The organism is Pseudomonas sp. 1D4 (assembly GCF_001728925.1).
GTDB lineage: Bacteria > Pseudomonadota > Gammaproteobacteria > Pseudomonadales > Pseudomonadaceae > Metapseudomonas > Metapseudomonas otitidis.
In genome coordinates this window covers 35,869-53,420 of record NZ_LXJQ01000034.1, presented here as the reverse complement: position 1 = coordinate 53,420, position 17,552 = coordinate 35,869, and the positions used below count along the sequence as shown (strand labels likewise).

13 protein-coding genes are annotated in these 17,552 nt (G+C 66.7%); 9 read left to right on the top strand and 4 right to left on the bottom strand.

Annotation, left to right across the window (positions count from 1 at the left end; translation table 11 throughout):
- Nucleotides 1-61 precede the first annotated feature (61 nt).
- From zipA to A7D27_RS17490, 3 genes are all read right to left on the bottom strand, one after another.
- On the bottom strand, nt 62-871 hold the full coding sequence (zipA, locus tag A7D27_RS17500) for a cell division protein ZipA (RefSeq protein ID WP_069565573.1): 810 nt from the start codon (nt 869-871) through the stop codon (nt 62-64).
- A gap of 212 nt (nt 872-1,083) precedes the next feature.
- Nucleotides 1,084-4,572 carry a chromosome segregation protein SMC gene (gene smc, locus A7D27_RS17495; protein WP_069565572.1) on the bottom strand — a complete coding sequence of 1,163 codons (3,489 nt, stop codon included), beginning with the start codon at nt 4,570-4,572 and terminating at the stop codon, nt 1,084-1,086.
- A 24-nt stretch (nt 4,573-4,596) separates the two neighbouring features.
- Nucleotides 4,597-5,256, bottom strand: coding sequence for a GntR family transcriptional regulator (locus A7D27_RS17490; RefSeq protein ID WP_069565571.1), 660 nt, complete (start codon nt 5,254-5,256; stop codon nt 4,597-4,599).
- Nucleotides 5,257-5,515: 259 nt separating this feature from the next.
- Between A7D27_RS17490 and A7D27_RS17485 the strand changes: the two genes are divergently transcribed.
- From A7D27_RS17485 to guaD, 6 genes are all read left to right on the top strand, one after another.
- Nucleotides 5,516-6,652 carry an alkane 1-monooxygenase gene (locus tag A7D27_RS17485; protein ID WP_069562551.1) on the top strand — a complete coding sequence of 379 codons (1,137 nt, stop codon included), beginning with the start codon at nt 5,516-5,518 and terminating at the stop codon, nt 6,650-6,652.
- Between the two features lie 221 nt (nt 6,653-6,873).
- Nucleotides 6,874-8,328, top strand: a complete 1,455-nt coding sequence (gene xdhA, locus A7D27_RS17480) for a xanthine dehydrogenase small subunit (RefSeq protein ID WP_069565570.1) — start codon at nt 6,874-6,876, stop codon at nt 8,326-8,328.
- Nucleotides 8,321-10,714, top strand: a complete 2,394-nt coding sequence (gene xdhB / locus A7D27_RS17475) for a xanthine dehydrogenase molybdopterin binding subunit (RefSeq protein ID WP_069565569.1) — start codon at nt 8,321-8,323, stop codon at nt 10,712-10,714. The genes xdhA and xdhB overlap by 8 nt, the downstream gene beginning before the upstream one ends.
- Before the next feature lie 20 nt (nt 10,715-10,734).
- Nucleotides 10,735-10,872 (top strand): hypothetical protein, encoded by a 138-nt coding sequence (locus A7D27_RS28385; RefSeq protein ID WP_165665115.1) that lies wholly within the window; start codon nt 10,735-10,737, stop codon nt 10,870-10,872.
- Entirely contained in the window at nt 10,869-11,717 is an 849-nt protein-coding gene (gene xdhC, locus A7D27_RS17470) for a xanthine dehydrogenase accessory protein XdhC (protein WP_069562554.1), read from the top strand. Before A7D27_RS28385 ends, xdhC begins: the two co-directional genes overlap by 4 nt.
- A gap of 100 nt (nt 11,718-11,817) precedes the next feature.
- Nucleotides 11,818-13,119 carry a guanine deaminase gene (gene guaD, locus A7D27_RS17465; protein WP_069565568.1) on the top strand — a complete coding sequence of 434 codons (1,302 nt, stop codon included), beginning with the start codon at nt 11,818-11,820 and terminating at the stop codon, nt 13,117-13,119.
- 77 nt (nt 13,120-13,196) lie between these two features.
- Here guaD and A7D27_RS17460 read toward each other — a convergent pair whose 3' ends face one another.
- Entirely contained in the window at nt 13,197-14,873 is a 1,677-nt protein-coding gene (locus tag A7D27_RS17460) for a DEAD/DEAH box helicase (RefSeq protein ID WP_044409057.1), read from the bottom strand.
- A 350-nt stretch (nt 14,874-15,223) separates the two neighbouring features.
- On the opposite strand from A7D27_RS17460, the gene A7D27_RS17455 reads away from it, so the two are divergent.
- The 3 genes from A7D27_RS17455 to A7D27_RS17445 all read left to right on the top strand — a co-directional run bounded on the left by A7D27_RS17455 (nt 15,224) and on the right by A7D27_RS17445 (nt 17,542).
- On the top strand, nt 15,224-16,015 hold the full coding sequence (locus A7D27_RS17455) for a crotonase/enoyl-CoA hydratase family protein (RefSeq protein ID WP_069562556.1): 792 nt from the start codon (nt 15,224-15,226) through the stop codon (nt 16,013-16,015).
- A complete protein-coding gene (locus A7D27_RS17450) occupies nt 15,993-16,721 on the top strand; it encodes an alpha/beta fold hydrolase (RefSeq protein WP_083265677.1) in 729 nt (242 codons plus the stop codon). Before A7D27_RS17455 ends, A7D27_RS17450 begins: the two co-directional genes overlap by 23 nt.
- Before the next feature lie 86 nt (nt 16,722-16,807).
- Nucleotides 16,808-17,542: an ABC transporter substrate-binding protein gene (locus A7D27_RS17445; RefSeq protein ID WP_240921125.1), complete on the top strand. Its 735-nt coding sequence runs from the start codon at nt 16,808-16,810 to the stop codon at nt 17,540-17,542.
- Nucleotides 17,543-17,552 lie beyond the last annotated feature (10 nt).

Below are 17,552 nucleotides of genomic sequence, written 5' to 3'. Positions count from 1 at the left end.
CTCTTTTCCGTGCAAACGAAAAGAGCAGCCTGGGCTGCTCTGTTTCGGTGGACCTTCCGGTTCAGCGCTTCTGGGTCAGGCTGCGACGCTCGAACTCGACGATGCGCTGGCGGTAATGCTCGATGGTCTGGGCGGTCAGCACGCTGCGCTGGTCGTCCTTCAGCTCGCCGTTCAGCTCCTGGGAGAGCTTACGGGCAGCGGCCACCATCACGTCGAAGGCCTGCTTCGGGTGACGCGGGCCGGGCAGGCCGAGGAAGAAGCTCACCGCACGGGTGCTGAACAGGTCGATATCGTCCAGATCGAAGGTGCCGGGCTTGACGCCGTTGGCCATGGAGAACAGCACCTCGCCATTGCCGGCCATGCTCTCGTGACGGTGGAAGATGTCCATCTCGCCGAAACGCAGGCCGCTCTCGAGAATGTTCTGCAGCAGGGCCGGCCCCTTGAAGCCACCTTCGTCACGGGCGACCACGTTGATCACCAGCACTTCCTCCACGGGCGGCAGGTCCTGGGCCTTGGCCGGGCGCGCCGCCTTGGCGGAGGCAGCTTCCTCGACGGGAGTCAGCAGAGTCGGTACCGGCTCGTCCAGCGCCAGGTCGCCCTGGCGTGGCTCGTTGCGGCGCTTGTTCAGTTCCCTGGCGCTCATGCTGGGCAGGTCTTCCTCGTCCAGCAGCGGCTCCCCACGCTCGCGAACGCGGGCTGGCCCGAGGAGGCTGGGGTCCTCCTCGTCATCGGGAAGGTTGGAGAAACTGCGATCGAGCTTGAACTTGAGCTTGCCTTTGCCGCCACTCATGCGGCGCCAGCCATCAAACAAAATGCCGGCGATTACGATGACGCCGATGACGATCAGCCACTCGCGCAGACCGATTTCCATTAATCCTGTGTCCCCTGGTCAAAAAATATTCTGATAGTGATGAAGAAAGGACATCCGGTCCCCTGAAAACGTGGCGCCCAACTCCATGTTCCCAATGGCGTTTTCCACGTGTCAAAAAAATTGGGCATTAAGCTAGCACGGCCAGCCCAGCAGAGAAACCTCTGTTCACGAGGCCTGCAGGCCAACTCGGTCGGCAATCACCGCCGGATACATCAGGCCTCTACGAGGGAAAGCGCCTCCTCGACATCCACGGCGACCAACCGTGAGCATCCCGGCTCGTGCATGGTCACGCCCATCAACTGGTCGGCCATCTCCATGGCGATCTTGTTGTGGGTGATATAGATGAATTGGACCTTCTCCGACATTTCCTTGACCAATCGTGCATAACGGCCGACGTTGGCGTCGTCCAGCGGCGCATCCACCTCGTCGAGCATACAGAACGGCGCAGGGTTGAGCTGGAAGATGGCGAAAACCAGCGCCAGCGCGGTGAGGGCCTTTTCGCCACCGGACAGCAGGTGGATGGTGCTGTTCTTCTTGCCCGGCGGGCGCGCCATGATGGCCACCCCGGTGTCCAGCAGGTCTTCGCCGGTCAGTTCCAGATAAGCGTGCCCTCCCCCGAAGACCTTGGGGAACAGCGCCTGGAGGCCGGCGTTGATCTGGTCGAAGGTTTCCTTGAAGCGGTTGCGGGTCTCCTTGTCGATCTTGCGGATGACGTTCTCCAGGGTGTCCAGCGCCTCCACCAGGTCATCGTTCTGCGCGTCCAGGTAGCGTTTACGCTCGGACTGCTGCTGGTATTCGTCGATGGCGGCCAGGTTGATCGGGCCCAGGCGCTGGATGCGCGCGGCCAGTCGCTCCAGCTCCTCGTCCCAGGCCGGCTCGCTGGCGCCCTCGGGCAGCGTGGCGAGCACGCCGTGCAGGTCGTAACCGTCTTCCTGCAATTGGTCCTGCAGCGCCTTGCGGCGCACGGTCAGGGCCTGCCACTCCATGCGTTGCTGCTCCAGTTGGCCACGCAGCAGTTGCGACTGCTGCTCGGCCTGGGTACGGCGTTTCTCGGCGTCACGCAGTTCGCGGTCGGCATCTTCGAGGGCGAGCCGGGCAAGCTTGAGTTCGTCTTCCACCGCCATGCGGCGTTCCAGCAGCTCTTCCAGCTTCATGCGCAGCTCTTCCAGCGGGGCTGCGCCCTCCTCCAGGTTGAGGCTGAGCTGCTCGCGACGCTCTTCGAGGCGTTCGAACTGCTGGCTGAGGCGCTCCAGGGCCTGGCGTGTCGAGTCGTGCTGGGCCCGCAGGGAGCCCAGGCGCACGGCCAACTGGTGGGCCTGGTCCTTGTGCTGGCGAGCCTCCTGGCGGATGCGGTCGAGGCGTTCGCGCAGGTCATCGCGCTCGGCCAGCAGGCGTTCGCGCTGCTCGGTGTCGGTGGCCATGGCGTCCAGGGCGTCCTGCAGCACCAGGCGGGCTTCGCCCAGTTGCTCATGCTCCAGGGCGCGCTGTTCATCGAGTTCGGCCAGCTCCGCTTCCAGGCGCTGGCGACGCAGGTTGAGCTGCTCGACCCGCGCCTGCTGGGCGGACAGGCGGGCCTTCACCTCGGACAGGCAACGCGCCTCGTCCTGCACCTGGCGGCGTTGTTGTTCACGGGTTTCTTCCTGCTGGCGCTGCTGGTCCCGCAGGGTTTGCAGGGCCTCGTCGAGGCGCTCCAGTGTGGTTTCGCGTTCGCCACGCTCGGCGTGCAGGCGCTCCAGCTCCTGGCCACGGGCCAGCAGGCCGCTTTCCGCTTCGCTGGCGCGACGGACACGGAGGAAGTTGCGCCCGACCCAGTAGCCATCGCGGCTGATCAGGCTTTCGTCGGCGGCCAGCGTGGCGCGGCCGGCCAGGGCGTCGTCCAGGCTCTCCACCGGACGCACGCGGCCGAGCCAGGGCGCGAGATCGAGCCGTGACTCGACCTTGTCCAGCAGACTGCCGGCGACTCGCGCCCCGCCTTGGCCGGCGGCTACAAGTCGCAGGTCGCCCTGACTGAAGCCGGCCAGATCGAGCCCCTGGAAGTCCTCCAGCTGCACGGCCTGCAGGTCCGCCCCGAGGACGGTCTCCACCGCCAGCTCCCAGCCCGCCTCCACCCGCAGGCCTTCGGCCAGGCGCGGGCGCTGGTCGAGTCCATGCTCACGCAGCCAGTCTGCCGTGCCGGCACCGGGGTCGAGAGCAGCCTGCTGCAGGGCTTCCAGCGAGGCGATACGGCCGTTGAGGCGCTGCAGCTCGCCCTGGGCCTGCTGCTGGGCCTGGCTGGCGCGCTGCAGTTCATCACGCAACTGCTCCAGACGCTCCACCAGGGCCTCTTCGGCGGCCTGCAGGGTTTCCAGCTCCAGTTCGCCAGCAGCGGCCTGTTCATTCAATTCGAGGATGGCTGCGCTCTCGGGGTCGGCGGCCAGTTGGGCGCGCTCGTCAGCCAGGCGACGCTCGCGCTCCAGCACGCGCTCCAGGCTCTGCTCCAGCTGCTGGATGCGCGCCTGCTGCACTTCGGCCTGGCGCCGAGGCTCAGCGCTGCGCTGGTTGAAGCCGTCCCAGCGCTCCTGCCAGCCCTGCATGCCGGCCTCGGCCTCTTCGAGCTGGGCACTGGCCTCTTCGGCGGCGGCGGCGCTGAGTTCCTGCTCGGGGATGAGCATGTCCATCTCTTCACCGAGGGTCGCCAGCAGGGTGCGGTCATGCCCCAGGTGGGACTCGGTCTCCTGGCGGGCGCGCTCGGCATCGCGCAGGTCGTCCTGCAGTTGCCGCTGGCGCTGCTGGCCGTGCTGGATGCTCTGCTCGACCCGGGCGATATCACCGCCCACGGAATAGAAGCGGCCCTGCACCAGGTTGAAGCGTTCGGACAGCTCGTGATGGCCGTCACGCAGGCGTTCGATGGCAGCGTCGGCGTTGCGCTGCTCGGCCACCAGTGCCTCGAAGGCCACCTCCTGGCTGCCGATCACGCCTTCACGCTGACCCACCTGCTCGTTCAGCGCCTGCCACTTGAGGGCGGACAGCTGGGCCTTGAGCTGGCGCTCCTCGGCCTTGTACTCCTGGTACTTCTCCGCCGCCTGGGCCTGCCGATGCAGGCGGTCGAGCTGGCGCTCCAGCTCTTCGCGCAGGTCGGTCAGGCGCGCCAGGTTCTCGTGGGTGCGGCGGATGCGGTTCTCGGTCTCGCGGCGGCGCTCCTTGTACTTGGAGATGCCGGCGGCTTCCTCGATGAAGTTGCGCAGGTCCTCGGGCTTGGCCTCGATGAGCTTGGAGATCATCCCCTGCTCGATGATGGAGTAGCTGCGCGGCCCCAGGCCGGTGCCGAGGAAGATGTCGGTGATGTCCCGGCGGCGGCACTTGGTGCCGTTGAGGAAGTAGGTGTTCTGGCCGTCGCGGCTGACGCGGCGGCGAATGGAAATCTCGGCGAAGGCGGCATATTCGCCCACCAGGGAGTTGTCCGAGTTGTCGAAGATCAGCTCGATGCTGGCCTGGGCCACCGGCTTGCGGGTGTTGGAGCCGTTGAAGATGACGTCGGTCATCGACTCGCCACGCAGATTCTTGGCCGAGCTTTCGCCCATCACCCAGCGCACAGCGTCAATGATGTTCGACTTGCCGCAGCCGTTGGGGCCCACCACCGCCGACATGTTGCTGGGGAAGTTGACCGTGGTGGGGTCGACGAAGGACTTGAACCCGGCCAGCTTGATGCACTTGAGCCGCATGGGCGCCTCTCCCGATCAGTGGCGTCAGTGACCAGCCAGGGCGGCGAGCACCAACTGGCAGTTGTGCTGGCCGTAGCCCACCAGCACTTCGCGGATGCGCGCCAGGTCGCGGTCGATCACCGCCTTGAGCAGTTGGGCGAAGGCGTTCATGAACTGCACCATCTCGCCTTTGCGCTGCTCCAGCGCCAGGTGATAGGTGCGGCTGATGGCCGGCAGCAGGTTCTCCACCGTTTCCTCCAGATAGGGGTTGTCGGCGAAGGCATAGGCCGCGCGCATGATGCTGAAGCTGGACTCGACGAAGCCGCCGATGTCGTGCTCCCGCAGGTTCTGTTCGAGACGCTGCTGGATGGCCAGGAAGGGCGCAAGGTCCTCTTCGCTCTTCCAGCGCTGGGCAACGGCACAGCCCAGCAGAATGTACATCTCCATCATCAGCGCGTAGAGGCTCTGCACACGGTGCGGGGTGAGCTCGGACACCTGGGCGCCGCGGTGCGGCAGGATGGTGATCAGGTGGCGGCGCTGGAGGATCAGCAGCGCTTCGCGCACCGACCCGCGACTGACGTTGAGGGCCTGGGTGACCTTCTGCTCCTGGATGCGTTCGCGGGCCTTCAGGTCCCCTCGGATGATGCGCTCGGCGAGGTGGTGGGCGATCTGTTCGGCGAGGCTGTCCGGTGCCTTGAACGTCATGGTTTTCCTTCGGTCTTGGCTGTGGGGGGTCGATCAGGCGCCCTCGGGGTCCGGCACAGCGGGCTGGTCGGAAGGGGTCATGCACGAGGGATCTGCGCAGGACGCGGCAGGGGGCAAAGTGTAACACAGGGTGTTACCCGTCAAAGGTGACAGACGGCGGGCATTCAGACCTAAAGGTCGGTCGCCCCGCACCGGATTGAGGCGCAGGATTGTCCGACAATCCTGAAAAACCCACCCACCTGCACGGACGGAGCCCACCATGTTCGAACGCCTGCCCTCCAACTGGATGATCGCCCTGAAGAAAGTCGGCTACTGGATCTGGCTGATCCCGGTGGCCGGCATTCCCATGAGCTACTACTGGTCGCTGGGCAGCGACCACCCCAATGCCTGGCCCTGGCTGGTGATCACCATCGTCTTCGGAGTGATTCCGTTCCTCGATTTCGTCGTCGGCCGCGACCCGGCCAACCCCGACGAGTCGGACGACGTGCCGTTCATGGAGGGCCAGGGTTACTACCGCTTCCTCAGCCTGATGACCCTGCCGCTGTTGCTATTGATGCTGGCCTGGAGCGGCTGGGTGTTCGTCCATCACCCGGACTGGAACTGGGTGGGCAAACTCGGCTGGGTACTCTCGGTGGGCACGGTGATGGGCGCCATCGGCATCACCGTCTCCCACGAGCTGATCCACAAGGACCCGCTGCTGGAGCAGAGCGCCGGCGGTATCCTCCTGGCGGCGGTGTGCTACGCCGGCTTCAAGGTGGAGCATGTGCGCGGCCACCATGTGAACGTCTCCACCCCGGACGACGCCTCCTCTGCCCGCTTCGGCCAGAGCCTCTACCAGTTTCTGCCCCACGCCTATAAGCACAACTTCCTCAACGCCTGGAACCTGGAGGCCCAGCGCCTCAAGCGCAAGGGGTTGCCGGCGCTGCACTGGCGCAACGAGCTGGTGTGGTGGTACGCCCTGAGCGTCGCCATGCTGGTCGGCTTCTCCCTCGCCCTGGGCTGGCTGGGCGGGGTGTTCTTCCTGGTACAGGCGGCGATGGCCTTCACCCTGCTGGAGATCGTCAACTACGTGGAGCACTACGGCCTGCACCGCCGCAAACTGGACAACGGCCGCTATGAGCGCACCAGTCCGGCGCACTCCTGGAACAGCAACTTCCTGCTCACCAACCTGTTTCTCTTCCACCTGCAGCGCCATTCGGACCACCACGCCTACGCCAAGCGCCGTTACCAGGTGCTGCGCCATTTCGACGACAGCCCGCAGTTGCCCAACGGCTATGCCGGGATGATCGTCCTGGCGCTGTTCCCGCCGCTGTGGCGCGCCGTGATGGACAAGCGGGTGCGCGCCTATTATGCCGGTGAAGAACACCAGTTGACCGACCAGCAACAGGTGGCCTGACCCGCCCCTCTCCCTCTCTCCATCCAAGCGCCCCGCCCCAGAGCGGGGCGTTTGCATTCCGGTCTACCCTTGCTCCAGAGCCCCGGCACGGCGCTTGCTAGAAAGCTCGAATAATTTTCTGACTTTCAGGTCAGAAAATTATTGACCGAAAAGTCAACGGACTCTAAATTCGCGGCCATACGAGCCCTCGTAAACAACAATAAAGTGCCTGGAGGTCTTCCTTGATCCAGTTTCTACTCAACCGGGAGCTGCGCACCGAACATGCGCTCGACCCCAACGTCACGGTGCTGAACTACTTGCGTGAGCACCTGGGCAAGACAGGAACCAAGGAGGGCTGCGCCTCCGGTGATTGCGGTGCCTGCACCGTGGTGGTGGGCGAGGTGGTCGACGACCGCATCCGCTACCGCACCCTCAATGCCTGCCTGACGTTCGTCTCCTCGCTGCACGGCAAGCAGCTCATCACCGTCGAAGACCTCAAGCACAAGGGCCAGTTGCACAGCGTCCAGCAGGCCATGGTGGACTGCCATGGTTCCCAGTGCGGCTTCTGCACCCCCGGTTTCGTCATGTCGCTGTTCGCCCTGCAGAAGAGCCGGGCCGCCTCCGGCAGCACCGGCTACGACAAGGCCCAGACCCTGGAAGCCCTGGCCGGCAACCTGTGCCGCTGCACCGGCTACCGCCCGATCCTCGATGCCGCCGAGCAGGCCTGCTGCCAGACGCAGACCGACCAGTTCGACGCCGCCGAAGCCGAGACCCTCGCCCAACTCAAGGCGATTGCCCCGCGCGACACCGCCGAGCTGAACAGCGGCGACAAGCGCTGCCTGGTGCCGCTGACCATCGGCGACCTGGCCGAACTCTACGTTTCCAACCCGCAGGCCCGCCTGCTGGCCGGCGGCACCGACCTGGCCCTGGAAGTCACCCAGTTCCACCGCGAGCTGCCGGTGATGATCTACGTCGGCCATATCGACGCCATGAAGCGCATCGAGACGGATGCCGACTTCATCGAGATCGGCGCCGCCACCCCGCTGTCCGACTGCTACGAGACCCTGTCCCGCGAGTACCCGGACTTCGGCGAACTGCTGCACCGTTTCGCCTCCCTGCAGATCCGCAACCAGGGCACCCTCGGCGGCAACATCGGCAATGCCTCGCCCATCGGCGACGCGCCGCCGCTACTGATCGCCCTCGGCGCCGAGATCGTCCTGCGCAAGGGCAACCAGACCCGCACCCTGCCGCTGGACGAATACTTCCTGGACTACAAGGTCACCGCCCGCCAGGAGTCCGAGTTCATCGAGAAGGTGCGCATACCCCGCGCCCGCAAGAACCAGGTGTTCCGCGCCTACAAGGTCTCCAAGCGCCTGGACGACGACATCTCCGCCGTCTGCGCCGCCTTCAACCTGGTGATCGAAGACGGCGTGGTGCGCCGCGCTCGCGTCGCCTTCGGCGGCATGGCCGGCATACCCAAGCGCGCCAGCGCCTGCGAACAGGCCCTGGTCGGCTCCGCCTGGTACCCGGGCACCGTCGAGCGCGCCTGTGAAGCCCTGGCCCAGGACTTCAGCCCCCTCACCGACTTCCGCGCCAGCAAGGAATACCGTCTGCTGGCTGCCCAGAACCTGCTGCGCAAGTGCTTCCTCGAACAGCAATCCCCAGCCGTCGAAACCCGGGTGACCGCCTATGTCTAAGCACCATTTCAAGACCCAGGAAGAACTGGCGGCGCTGTTCCGTGCCGACATCACCACCGGCGTCGGCAAGAGCGTCAAGCACGAGAGCGCGCCCAAGCACGTCACCGGCGAAGCGGTGTACGTCGACGACCGCCTGGAGTTCCCCAATCAGCTGCACGTCTATGCCCGCATGAGCGACCGCGCCCACGCGCGCATCGTCCGCATCGACACCCGCCCCTGCTACGCGATCCCCGGCGTGGCCATCGCCATCACCGCCGAGGACGTGCCCGGGCAACTGGACATCGGCCCGGTGGTGGCCGGTGACCCGCTGCTGGCGGACGGCAAGGTGGAATACGTCGGCCAGGTGGTGCTCGCCGTGGCTGCCGACAGCCTGGAAACCGCACGCAAGGCCGCCATGGCCGCCCTCATCGAGTACGAAGACCTGGAGCCCGTGCTCGACGTGGTCGAGGCCTACCGGAAGAAGCACTACGTGCTCGACCCGCACCAGCACAAGCGCGGCGACTCCGCCACCGCCCTGGCCGCTTCGAAGCACCGCCTGCAGGGCCACCTGCACATCGGCGGGCAGGAGCACTTCTACCTGGAGACCCAGATCTCCTCGGTGATGCCCAGCGAAGACGGCGGCATGATCGTCTACACCTCCACCCAGAACCCCACCGAAGTGCAGAAGCTGGTGGCCGAAGTACTGGGCGTGCCGATGAACAAGATCGTCATCGACATGCGCCGGATGGGCGGCGGCTTCGGCGGCAAGGAAACCCAGGCCGCCGGCCCCGCCTGCCTCTGCGCGGTGATCGCCCACCTCACCGGCCGGCCTACCAAGATGCGCCTGCCGCGCATGGAAGACATGAGCATCACCGGCAAGCGCCACCCCTTCTACGTCGAGTACGACATCGGCTTCGACGACCAGGGCCTGCTCACCGGCATCGAACTGCAGCTCGCGGGCAACTGCGGCTACTCGCCGGACCTCTCCGGCTCCATCGTCGACCGCGCGATGTTCCACTCGGACAACGCCTACTTCCTCGAACACGCCACCATCAACGGCCTGCGCTGCAAGACCAACACCGCCTCCAACACCGCCTACCGCGGCTTCGGCGGCCCCCAGGGGATGGTCGCCATCGAAGAGATCATGGACGTCATCGCCCACCACCTGGGCAAGGACCCGCTGGCGGTGCGCAAGCTCAACTACTACGGCAAGGACGAGCGCAACGTCACCCACTACTACCAGACCGTCGAGCACAATCTGCTCGCCGAGATGACCGCCGAACTGGAGGCCAGCGCCGAGTACGCCCAGCGCCGCGACGCCATCCGCACCTTCAACGCCCAGAGCCCGGTGCTGAAGAAAGGCCTGGCGATGACGCCGGTGAAGTTCGGCATCAGCTTCACCGCCACCTTCCTCAACCAGGCCGGCGCGCTGATCCATGTCTACACCGACGGCAGCATCCACCTGAACCACGGCGGCACCGAGATGGGCCAGGGCCTCAACACCAAGGTCGCCCAGGTGGTGGCCGAAGTGTTCCAGGTGGACATCTCGCGCATCCAGATCACCGCCACCAACACCGACAAGGTGCCCAACACCTCGCCGACGGCCGCCTCCAGCGGCACCGACCTGAACGGCAAGGCCGCGCAGAACGCCGCCGAGACCATCAAGGGACGCCTGGTGGACTTCCTCGTCGGGCACTTCAAGGTCACCCCCGAGGACGTGGCGTTCAAGAACAGCCAGGTGCGCGTGCGCGACCAGTACCTCGCCTTCGAAGAGGTCATCCAGCTGGCCTACTTCAACCAGGTCTCGCTCTCCAGCACCGGCTTCTACCGCACGCCGAAGATCTACTACGACCGCGACAAGGCCGCCGGCCGCCCCTTCTACTACTTCGCCTACGGCATCGCCTGCTGCGAAGTGCTGGTGGACACCCTCACCGGCGAGTACAAGATGCTGCGCACCGACATCCTCCACGACGTCGGCGCCTCGCTGAACCCGGCCATCGACATCGGCCAGGTGGAAGGCGCCTTCGTCCAGGGCATGGGCTGGCTGACCACCGAGGAGCTGGTGTGGAACGCCAAGGGCAAGTTGATGACCAGCGGCCCGGCCAGCTACAAGATCCCGGCCATCGCCGACATGCCCATCGACCTGCGGGTGAAGCTGGTGGAGAACCGCAAGAACCCCGAGCAGACGGTGTTCCACTCCAAGGCCGTGGGCGAGCCGCCCTTCATGCTCGGTATCGCCGCCTGGTGCGCCATCAAGGACGCCGTGGCCAGCCTCGCCGACTACAAGGCCCACCCGCAGATCGACGCACCGGCCACCCCCGAGCGCGTGCTCTGGGGCGTCGAGCAGATGAAGGCGCTGCAACGCAAGGCCGAGGCCGCCAGCAACGCCCATGTGGAGCCTGCCTGAGGGCAGCCGGGAGGCGACCGATGACCCCACGTCCGATCCTGCACGACACCCCGGCCCGGCCGGCAGCCGCCACCGACACGCCTCGCCCCGGCGAGCGTGACGACTGGCGCCTGTCCCGCTCGCGCCGCCCGCTGCGCAACTGGAGGCTGAGCCGATGAGCTGGATCAACGCCCTTGCCGAGCTGCAGCAGCGCGGCGAACCCAGCGTGCTGGTGACCATCATCGAAGAGCGGGGCTCCACGCCCCGCAACGCCGGCTCGAAGATGGTGGTCACCGCCGAGCGCATCTACGAAACCATCGGCGGCGGCCACCTGGAGTTCAAGGCCATGGCCATCGCCCGGGAGATGCTCGCGAGCGGCAGCCGCGACACCCGCCTGGAGCGCTTCAGCCTGGGCGCCAGCCTCGGCCAGTGCTGCGGCGGCGCCACCGTGCTGCTGTTCGAGCCGATGGACCAGCCCCAGGCGCAGATCGCCCTGTTCGGCGCCGGCCACGTCGGCCGCGCCCTGGCCCCACTGCTCGCCAGCCTGCCGTGCAAGGTGCGCTGGATCGACTCGCGAGAAAGCGAATTCCCCGAGCAGGTGCCCGCCGGCGTGGAGAAGGTGGTGAACGACGAGGTGGTCGACGAAGTCGACGCCCTGCCCTCCGGCAGCTACTTCATCGTCATGACCCACAACCACCAGTTGGACCTGGAGCTGACCGCCGCCATCCTCAAGCGCAACGACTTCGCCTACTTCGGCCTCATCGGCTCGCGCACCAAGCGGGTCAAGTTCGAGCACCGCCTGCGCGAGCGCGGCTTCGCCAGCGAAACCGTGCAGCGCATGCGCTGTCCCATGGGGCTGGCCGAGGTCAAGGGCAAGCTGCCGGTGGAGATCGCCATCTCCATCGCCGGTGAGATCATCGCCACCTACAACGCCACCTTCGGACAGAAGGACAATGGCCAGGACGTGAAGAAGGGAGAAACGGTCGCCCGGCTGGTGCCCAGCTCCCGCCGCGAACAGGCCTGACCAGACGACGCACAGGAAAGCGGGCGTCCCCCGGCGCCCGCTTTTCCACGCCCGCGCGAAACGCGGGCCCTCAAGTACCGCATTGACCGACGAGACTGCCATGACCCGTTTGATTGCCTACCGCTCCGCCCTCCTCCACAGCATCGCCGACCCTGCAGAAGTGGGCGTCGAGGCCTCCTACGAATACTTCGAGGACGGCATCCTGCTGGTGGAGGATGGCCGCATCGCCCGCATCGGCCACGCCCGCGACCTGCTGCCCCAGCTCGACGGCGTGGAGATCCGCGAATACCCCAACGCGCTGATCACCCCCGGTTTCATCGACACCCACATCCACTACCCGCAGACCGGCATGATCGCCTCCTACGGTGAGCAGTTGCTGGACTGGCTGAACACCTACACCTTCCCTACCGAGCGCGCCTTCGCCGACCCGGCCCACGCCCGCGAAGTAGCCGACCTGTTCCTCGGCGAGCTGCTGCGCAACGGCACCACCACCGCCCTGGTGTTCGGCACCGTGCACGCCACCTCCGTGGACGCCTTCTTCGAAGCCGCCCAGGCGCTGGACCTGCGCATGATCGCCGGCAAGGCACTGATGGACCGCAACGCCCCGGACTACCTCACCGACACCGCCGAATCCGGCTATGCCGACAGCAAGGCGCTGATCGAGCGCTGGCACGGCAAGGGCCGCCTGCACTACGCAGTGACCCCGCGCTTCGCCCCCACCAGCACCCCCGAGCAACTGGAGCTGGCCGGCAAGCTCTATGGCGAATACCCCGGCCTGTACATGCACACCCACCTCTCCGAGAACAAGGCGGAGATCGAATGGGTCAAGTCGCTGTTCCCCGAGCGCAAGGGCTACCTGGACGTCTACGACCACTACCGGCTGATCGGCGAGCGCTCGGTGTTCGCCCACGGCGTGCACCTGTGCGACGAGGAGTGCCAGCGCCTGGCCGAGACCGGCTCTGCCGTGGCCTTCTGCCCCACCTCCAACCTGTTCCTCGGCAGCGGCCTGTTCGACCTGCAGAAGCTGGAACAGCACGGCGTGCGCGTGGGCCTAGGCACGGACGTCGGCGCCGGCACCAGCTTCTCCCAGCTGCAGTCGCTGAACGAGGCCTACAAGGTCATGCAGCTGCAGGGCAAGAAGCTCGACCCGTTCAAATCCCTCTACCTCGCCACCCTGGGCGGCGCCCGCGCGCTGTACCTGGACGACCACATCGGCAACTTCCAGACCGGCAAGGACGCCGACTTCGTCGTCCTCGACTACCAGGCCACCCCGCTCATGGCCTACCGCATGCAGCAGGCCCGCAGCCTGGCGGAGAAACTGTTCGCGCTGACCATCCTCGGCGACGACCGCACCGTGAAGGAAACCTTCGCCGCCGGCCGCTCGGTACATCGCCGCGCCTGAACCACGCCACGGTTTCCAGACGCAGAAACGCAACGAGGGGGCCAATTGGCCCCCTCGTTGCGTTACAGCAGTGCGGATCAGTCTTCGCGGTAGCGACGCAGCTTCAGCGACTTGCCCGCCACGCGGGTGTCCTTCAGCTTGCCCAGCAGGCGATCCAGGCCCTCTTCGGGCAGCTCGATCAGGCTGAAAGTCTCGCGGATCTGGATACGACCGATGGCTTCGCGCGCCAGGCCACCCTCGTTGAGGATGGCGCCCAGCAGGTTCTTCGCGGCGATGCCGTCGCGGGTCCCCAGGGCGGTGCGGCAACGCACGCGGCCTTCGCCGACCGGCAGCGGCGCACGACGCTCGCGGTATTCACCGCGCTCGCCACGCTCACCGTCACGCTCACGGCGCTCACGGGGCTGGGGAGCGCCCGGTACCAGCGGCTGCTCGCGCTCCACGTCCGCCAGGTTCAGCGACTGGCCGTTGGTGGCCTTGCGCAGCAGCGCAGCGGCCAGGGCACGCGGGCTGCAGCCGATGTCGGCGATCAGGCGGTCGAGCAGTTCGCCATGGCTGGCCTCGGCGTCGGCCACCAGGGGGGCCAGGCTGTTGGTCAGCTTCCTGATCCGTGCATCCAGTACCTGGGGCGCGGTGGGCAGACGGACTTCGGCGACCTTCTGGTTGGTCACGCGCTCGATCACCTGCAGCATGCGGCGCTCGCGCGGGGTGACCAGCAGCAGGGCACGGCCTTCACGACCGGCACGGCCGGTACGGCCGATACGGTGCACGTAGGACTCGGGGTCGTACGGCATGTCCACGTTCACCACGTGGGTGATGCGCGGTACGTCGATGCCGCGAGCGGCGACGTCGGTGGCGACGACGATGTCCAGGCGGCCGTCCTTGAGGGACTCGATCACGCGCTCACGCTGGTTCTGGGCGATGTCGCCGTTCAGCGCAGCAGCCTTGTAGCCCTTGGCTTCCAGGGCGGAGGCCAGGTCCAGGGTGGCCTGCTTGGTGCGCACGAAGGCGATCAGCGCGTCGAACTCCTCGACTTCCAGCAGGCGCAGCACGGCACCGACCTTCTGGTCGGCGTGGACCATCAGGTGGGCCTGCTCGATGCGGGCCACGGTCTGGGTCTTGGCAGCGATCTTGACGTGCTGCGGCTCTTTCAGGTGACGCTCGGCGATCGAACGGATCGACGGCGGCAGGGTGGCGGAGAACAGCACGCTCTGACGGCTTTCCGGCAGGGCCTCGAAGATCACTTCGAGGTCTTCCATGAAGCCGAGCTTGAGCATCTCGTCCGCTTCGTCCAGCACCATCTGCTGCACGGTGGCGAGCATCTTCTCGTCACGGCGCAGGTGGTCGCACAGGCGGCCGGGGGTGGCCACGATCACCTGGGCGCCCTGGCGCAGGGCCTTGAGCTGCGGGCCCATGGGCGCGCCGCCGTAGACGGCCACGACGTTCAGGCCGGGCATCTGCTTGGCGTAGGTTTCGAAAGCGGTGGCGACTTGCAGTGCGAGCTCGCGGGTCGGTGCCAGGATCAGCGCCTGCGGCTCACGTTTGGCCGGATCGATACGGGAGAGGATCGGCAGCGCGAAGGCTGCAGTCTTGCCGGTACCGGTCTGGGCCTGGCCGATCATGTCGTGCCCGGCGAGGATCACCGGAATCGACTGGGCCTGGATGGGGGAAGGCTCTTCGTAGCCCACTGCAGCGATGGCAGCGAGAACATTGGGGTGAAGGCCGAGCGCGGCGAATCCGCCGATATCCTGGGTCATGGGTATGCCTCATGTGCATCCGCAAAGACCCAAACCCAAAGCTGCATATGCCGAAAGACCTTGTGGGTCACCCTGGCAGCCTGGGAGAGAATTTGCGAGTTGCTTATTGGTTGGAGTGTTACGTCTAGGGTAGTCCGCGATGCGGACGGTGCAGCTGAAGGCGAATGCCCCGAAAGATGCAGTTCCTGAACGGGGCCCAGTTAGGGCCGGCGCGCATCATACAGCAAAAGCTGACAAGCGCGCAGCGTTTTTCTCACGCAAAGCGCCAGACGGCTCTGGTCGCATGGACAACGCCACACGCAACGGCTATATCCTCCGAGCCCCCGCCCTTCCCTCCGAGGACCGCCTCCATGTCCCACGCCCAAACCGGCCGCGTGACCCGCGAACAGCGCGGCCACATCCTGCTGCTCGGTCTCGACCGCCCAGCCAAGCGCAACGCCTTCGACCAGGCGATGCTCGATGACCTGGTGCTGGCCCTGGGGGACTACGAGCGGGATGACGAGGCACGCTGCGCACTGGTGTTCGCCCACGGCGAGCACTTCACCGCCGGCCTCGACCTGGCCAACGTCGCCGAGACCTTCCGCAACGGCTGGCAACTGCCCGAGGGCGCCGTCGACCCCTGGGGCACCTTCGGCGGCCCGCGCCTGAGCAAACCGCTGCTGGTGGCCGTGCAGGGCTACTGCTTCACCATCGGCATCGAACTAATGCTCGCCGCCGACATCAACCTCTGCGCCAGCAACACCCGTTTCGCCCAGATGGAAGTCCAGCGCGGCATCTTCCCCTTCGCCGGCGCCACCCTGCGCCTGCCCCAGGTGGCCGGCTGGGGCAACGCCATGCGCTGGCTGCTCACTGGCGACGAATTCGACGCCCACGAAGCCCTGCGCCTGGGCCTGGTGCAAGAGGTGCTGGCCAGCGAAGAGCTGATGCCCCGCGCCCTCTGGCTGGCCGAGCGGATCGCCGCCCAGGCGCCACTGGGCATCCGCGCCACCCTTGCCTCCGCACGGCAGGTGGTGAACGAGGGTGAACTCGCCGCCGCCCGCGCCCTGCCGGCGGTCGCCCAGCGCCTGCTGACCTCGGAGGACGCCCGGGAAGGCCTGCAAGCCATGCTCGAGCGCCGCCCTGGCACCTTCAAGGGACGCTGAAGCCATCGCACCACTGCTGATCCTGCTGCCCGGCCTGGACGGCAGCGGCCTGCTGTTCGCCCCCCTGCGCCAGGCCCTTGACGGGCGCCTGGACTGCCAGGTGCTCGGCTACCCGACGCTGGCGCCCCAGGACTACGACAGCCTGGTCGAATGGGCGGAACAGCAACTGCCGAAAGACCGGCCCTTCATCCTGCTCGGAGAATCCTTCTCCGGCCCCGTCGCCTTGAAATTGGCGCTGCGACACCCGCCGGGCCTGATGGGGCTGGTGCTGGCCTGCAGCTTCGCCCACCGCCCTCGACCGGGGATCGCTCTTCTCACACCGCTGATCCGCCGACTGCCCCTCGACGCCGTGCCGGGTTGGCTGCTGCGCTTTGCCCTGCTGGGCGCCGACGCGCCCGCGTCGACCCTGGCGGCCCTGCGCCAGAGCCTGTCCCTGGCCCCACCAGCCTGTCTCGCCGCGCGCCTGCGCGCCGTCGCCACGGTGGACCTGCGGGCCCGCCTGACGGAACTGCAGGTTCCGTCGCTCTACCTGCAGGCCCGGCAGGACCGTTTGGTGCCGGCACGGACCGCCCGGGCAATGGCGCGCCGCACCCGCGGCTTCAACCTGGTCCGCCTGGACGGCCCCCACGCACTGCTGCAGGCCCACCCCCTGGCCTCGGCCGAGGCCATCATGGCGTTCTACCGGCGGCACCTGGGTGTGAACTGAATCATCGGGAAGAGATGATCGCCGTCACCCTGCACCTTCCCGGAGCTTTTCTATACTCGTTGCACAACCTCGAACCGGACCGCCCTGTGCCCGCCAAAGCGCCCTGGATCATCGCCCTGCTCTGCCTCGCATTCGGCCTCCAGGCACAGCCACGTCAGGTGGACCTGTACCTGCCCGATGCACCGCCCTTGACCCTGGTTCAGGACGCCAAGGGCCACGGCATCGTCGGTGACGCCGCACTTTTGGCGCTCAAGCGCGCCGGCTACCGGGTGCGCATCCGCGTCGAGCCCTGGGCCCGGGCGCAGAAAACCGTCATGGACGGCCGCGACCTGCTGATCATCCCCCTCTCCCGCACCCCCGAGCGCGAAGCCCATTACACCTGGGTGGCACCGGTCATGGCGCTGGACCGGGTGTTCTTCAGCCTCGACGAGCCGGTGAAGAACTTCGAGGAGGCGCGCCAACGCTACCGGCAGATCGGCGTGGGGCTCGGCACCGCCCAGAGCGACATCCTCCACCGCGAAGGCTTCGCAGGCGAACAGATCCGCCACCTGATGCTGGGTGACAAACCCGTGCAGTTGTTGCTGATGGGGCGCATCGACGCCTGGTTCACCGGCGCAATCGAAGGGCTCTACATCTGGCCCCAGGTCACCGACCGGAAACTGCACATCAGCCCGCCACTGGCCACCACCGACCTCTACATCGCCTGCTCGCGCCAGTGCGACCCACAATTGGTCGACGCCGTCGCGCAGGCCATGCAGGCCCTGCGCGACGAAGGCCGCATAAAGCACATCCAGAAACACTACCTGCCTGGGGTTCGGTGAACAGGGCGAG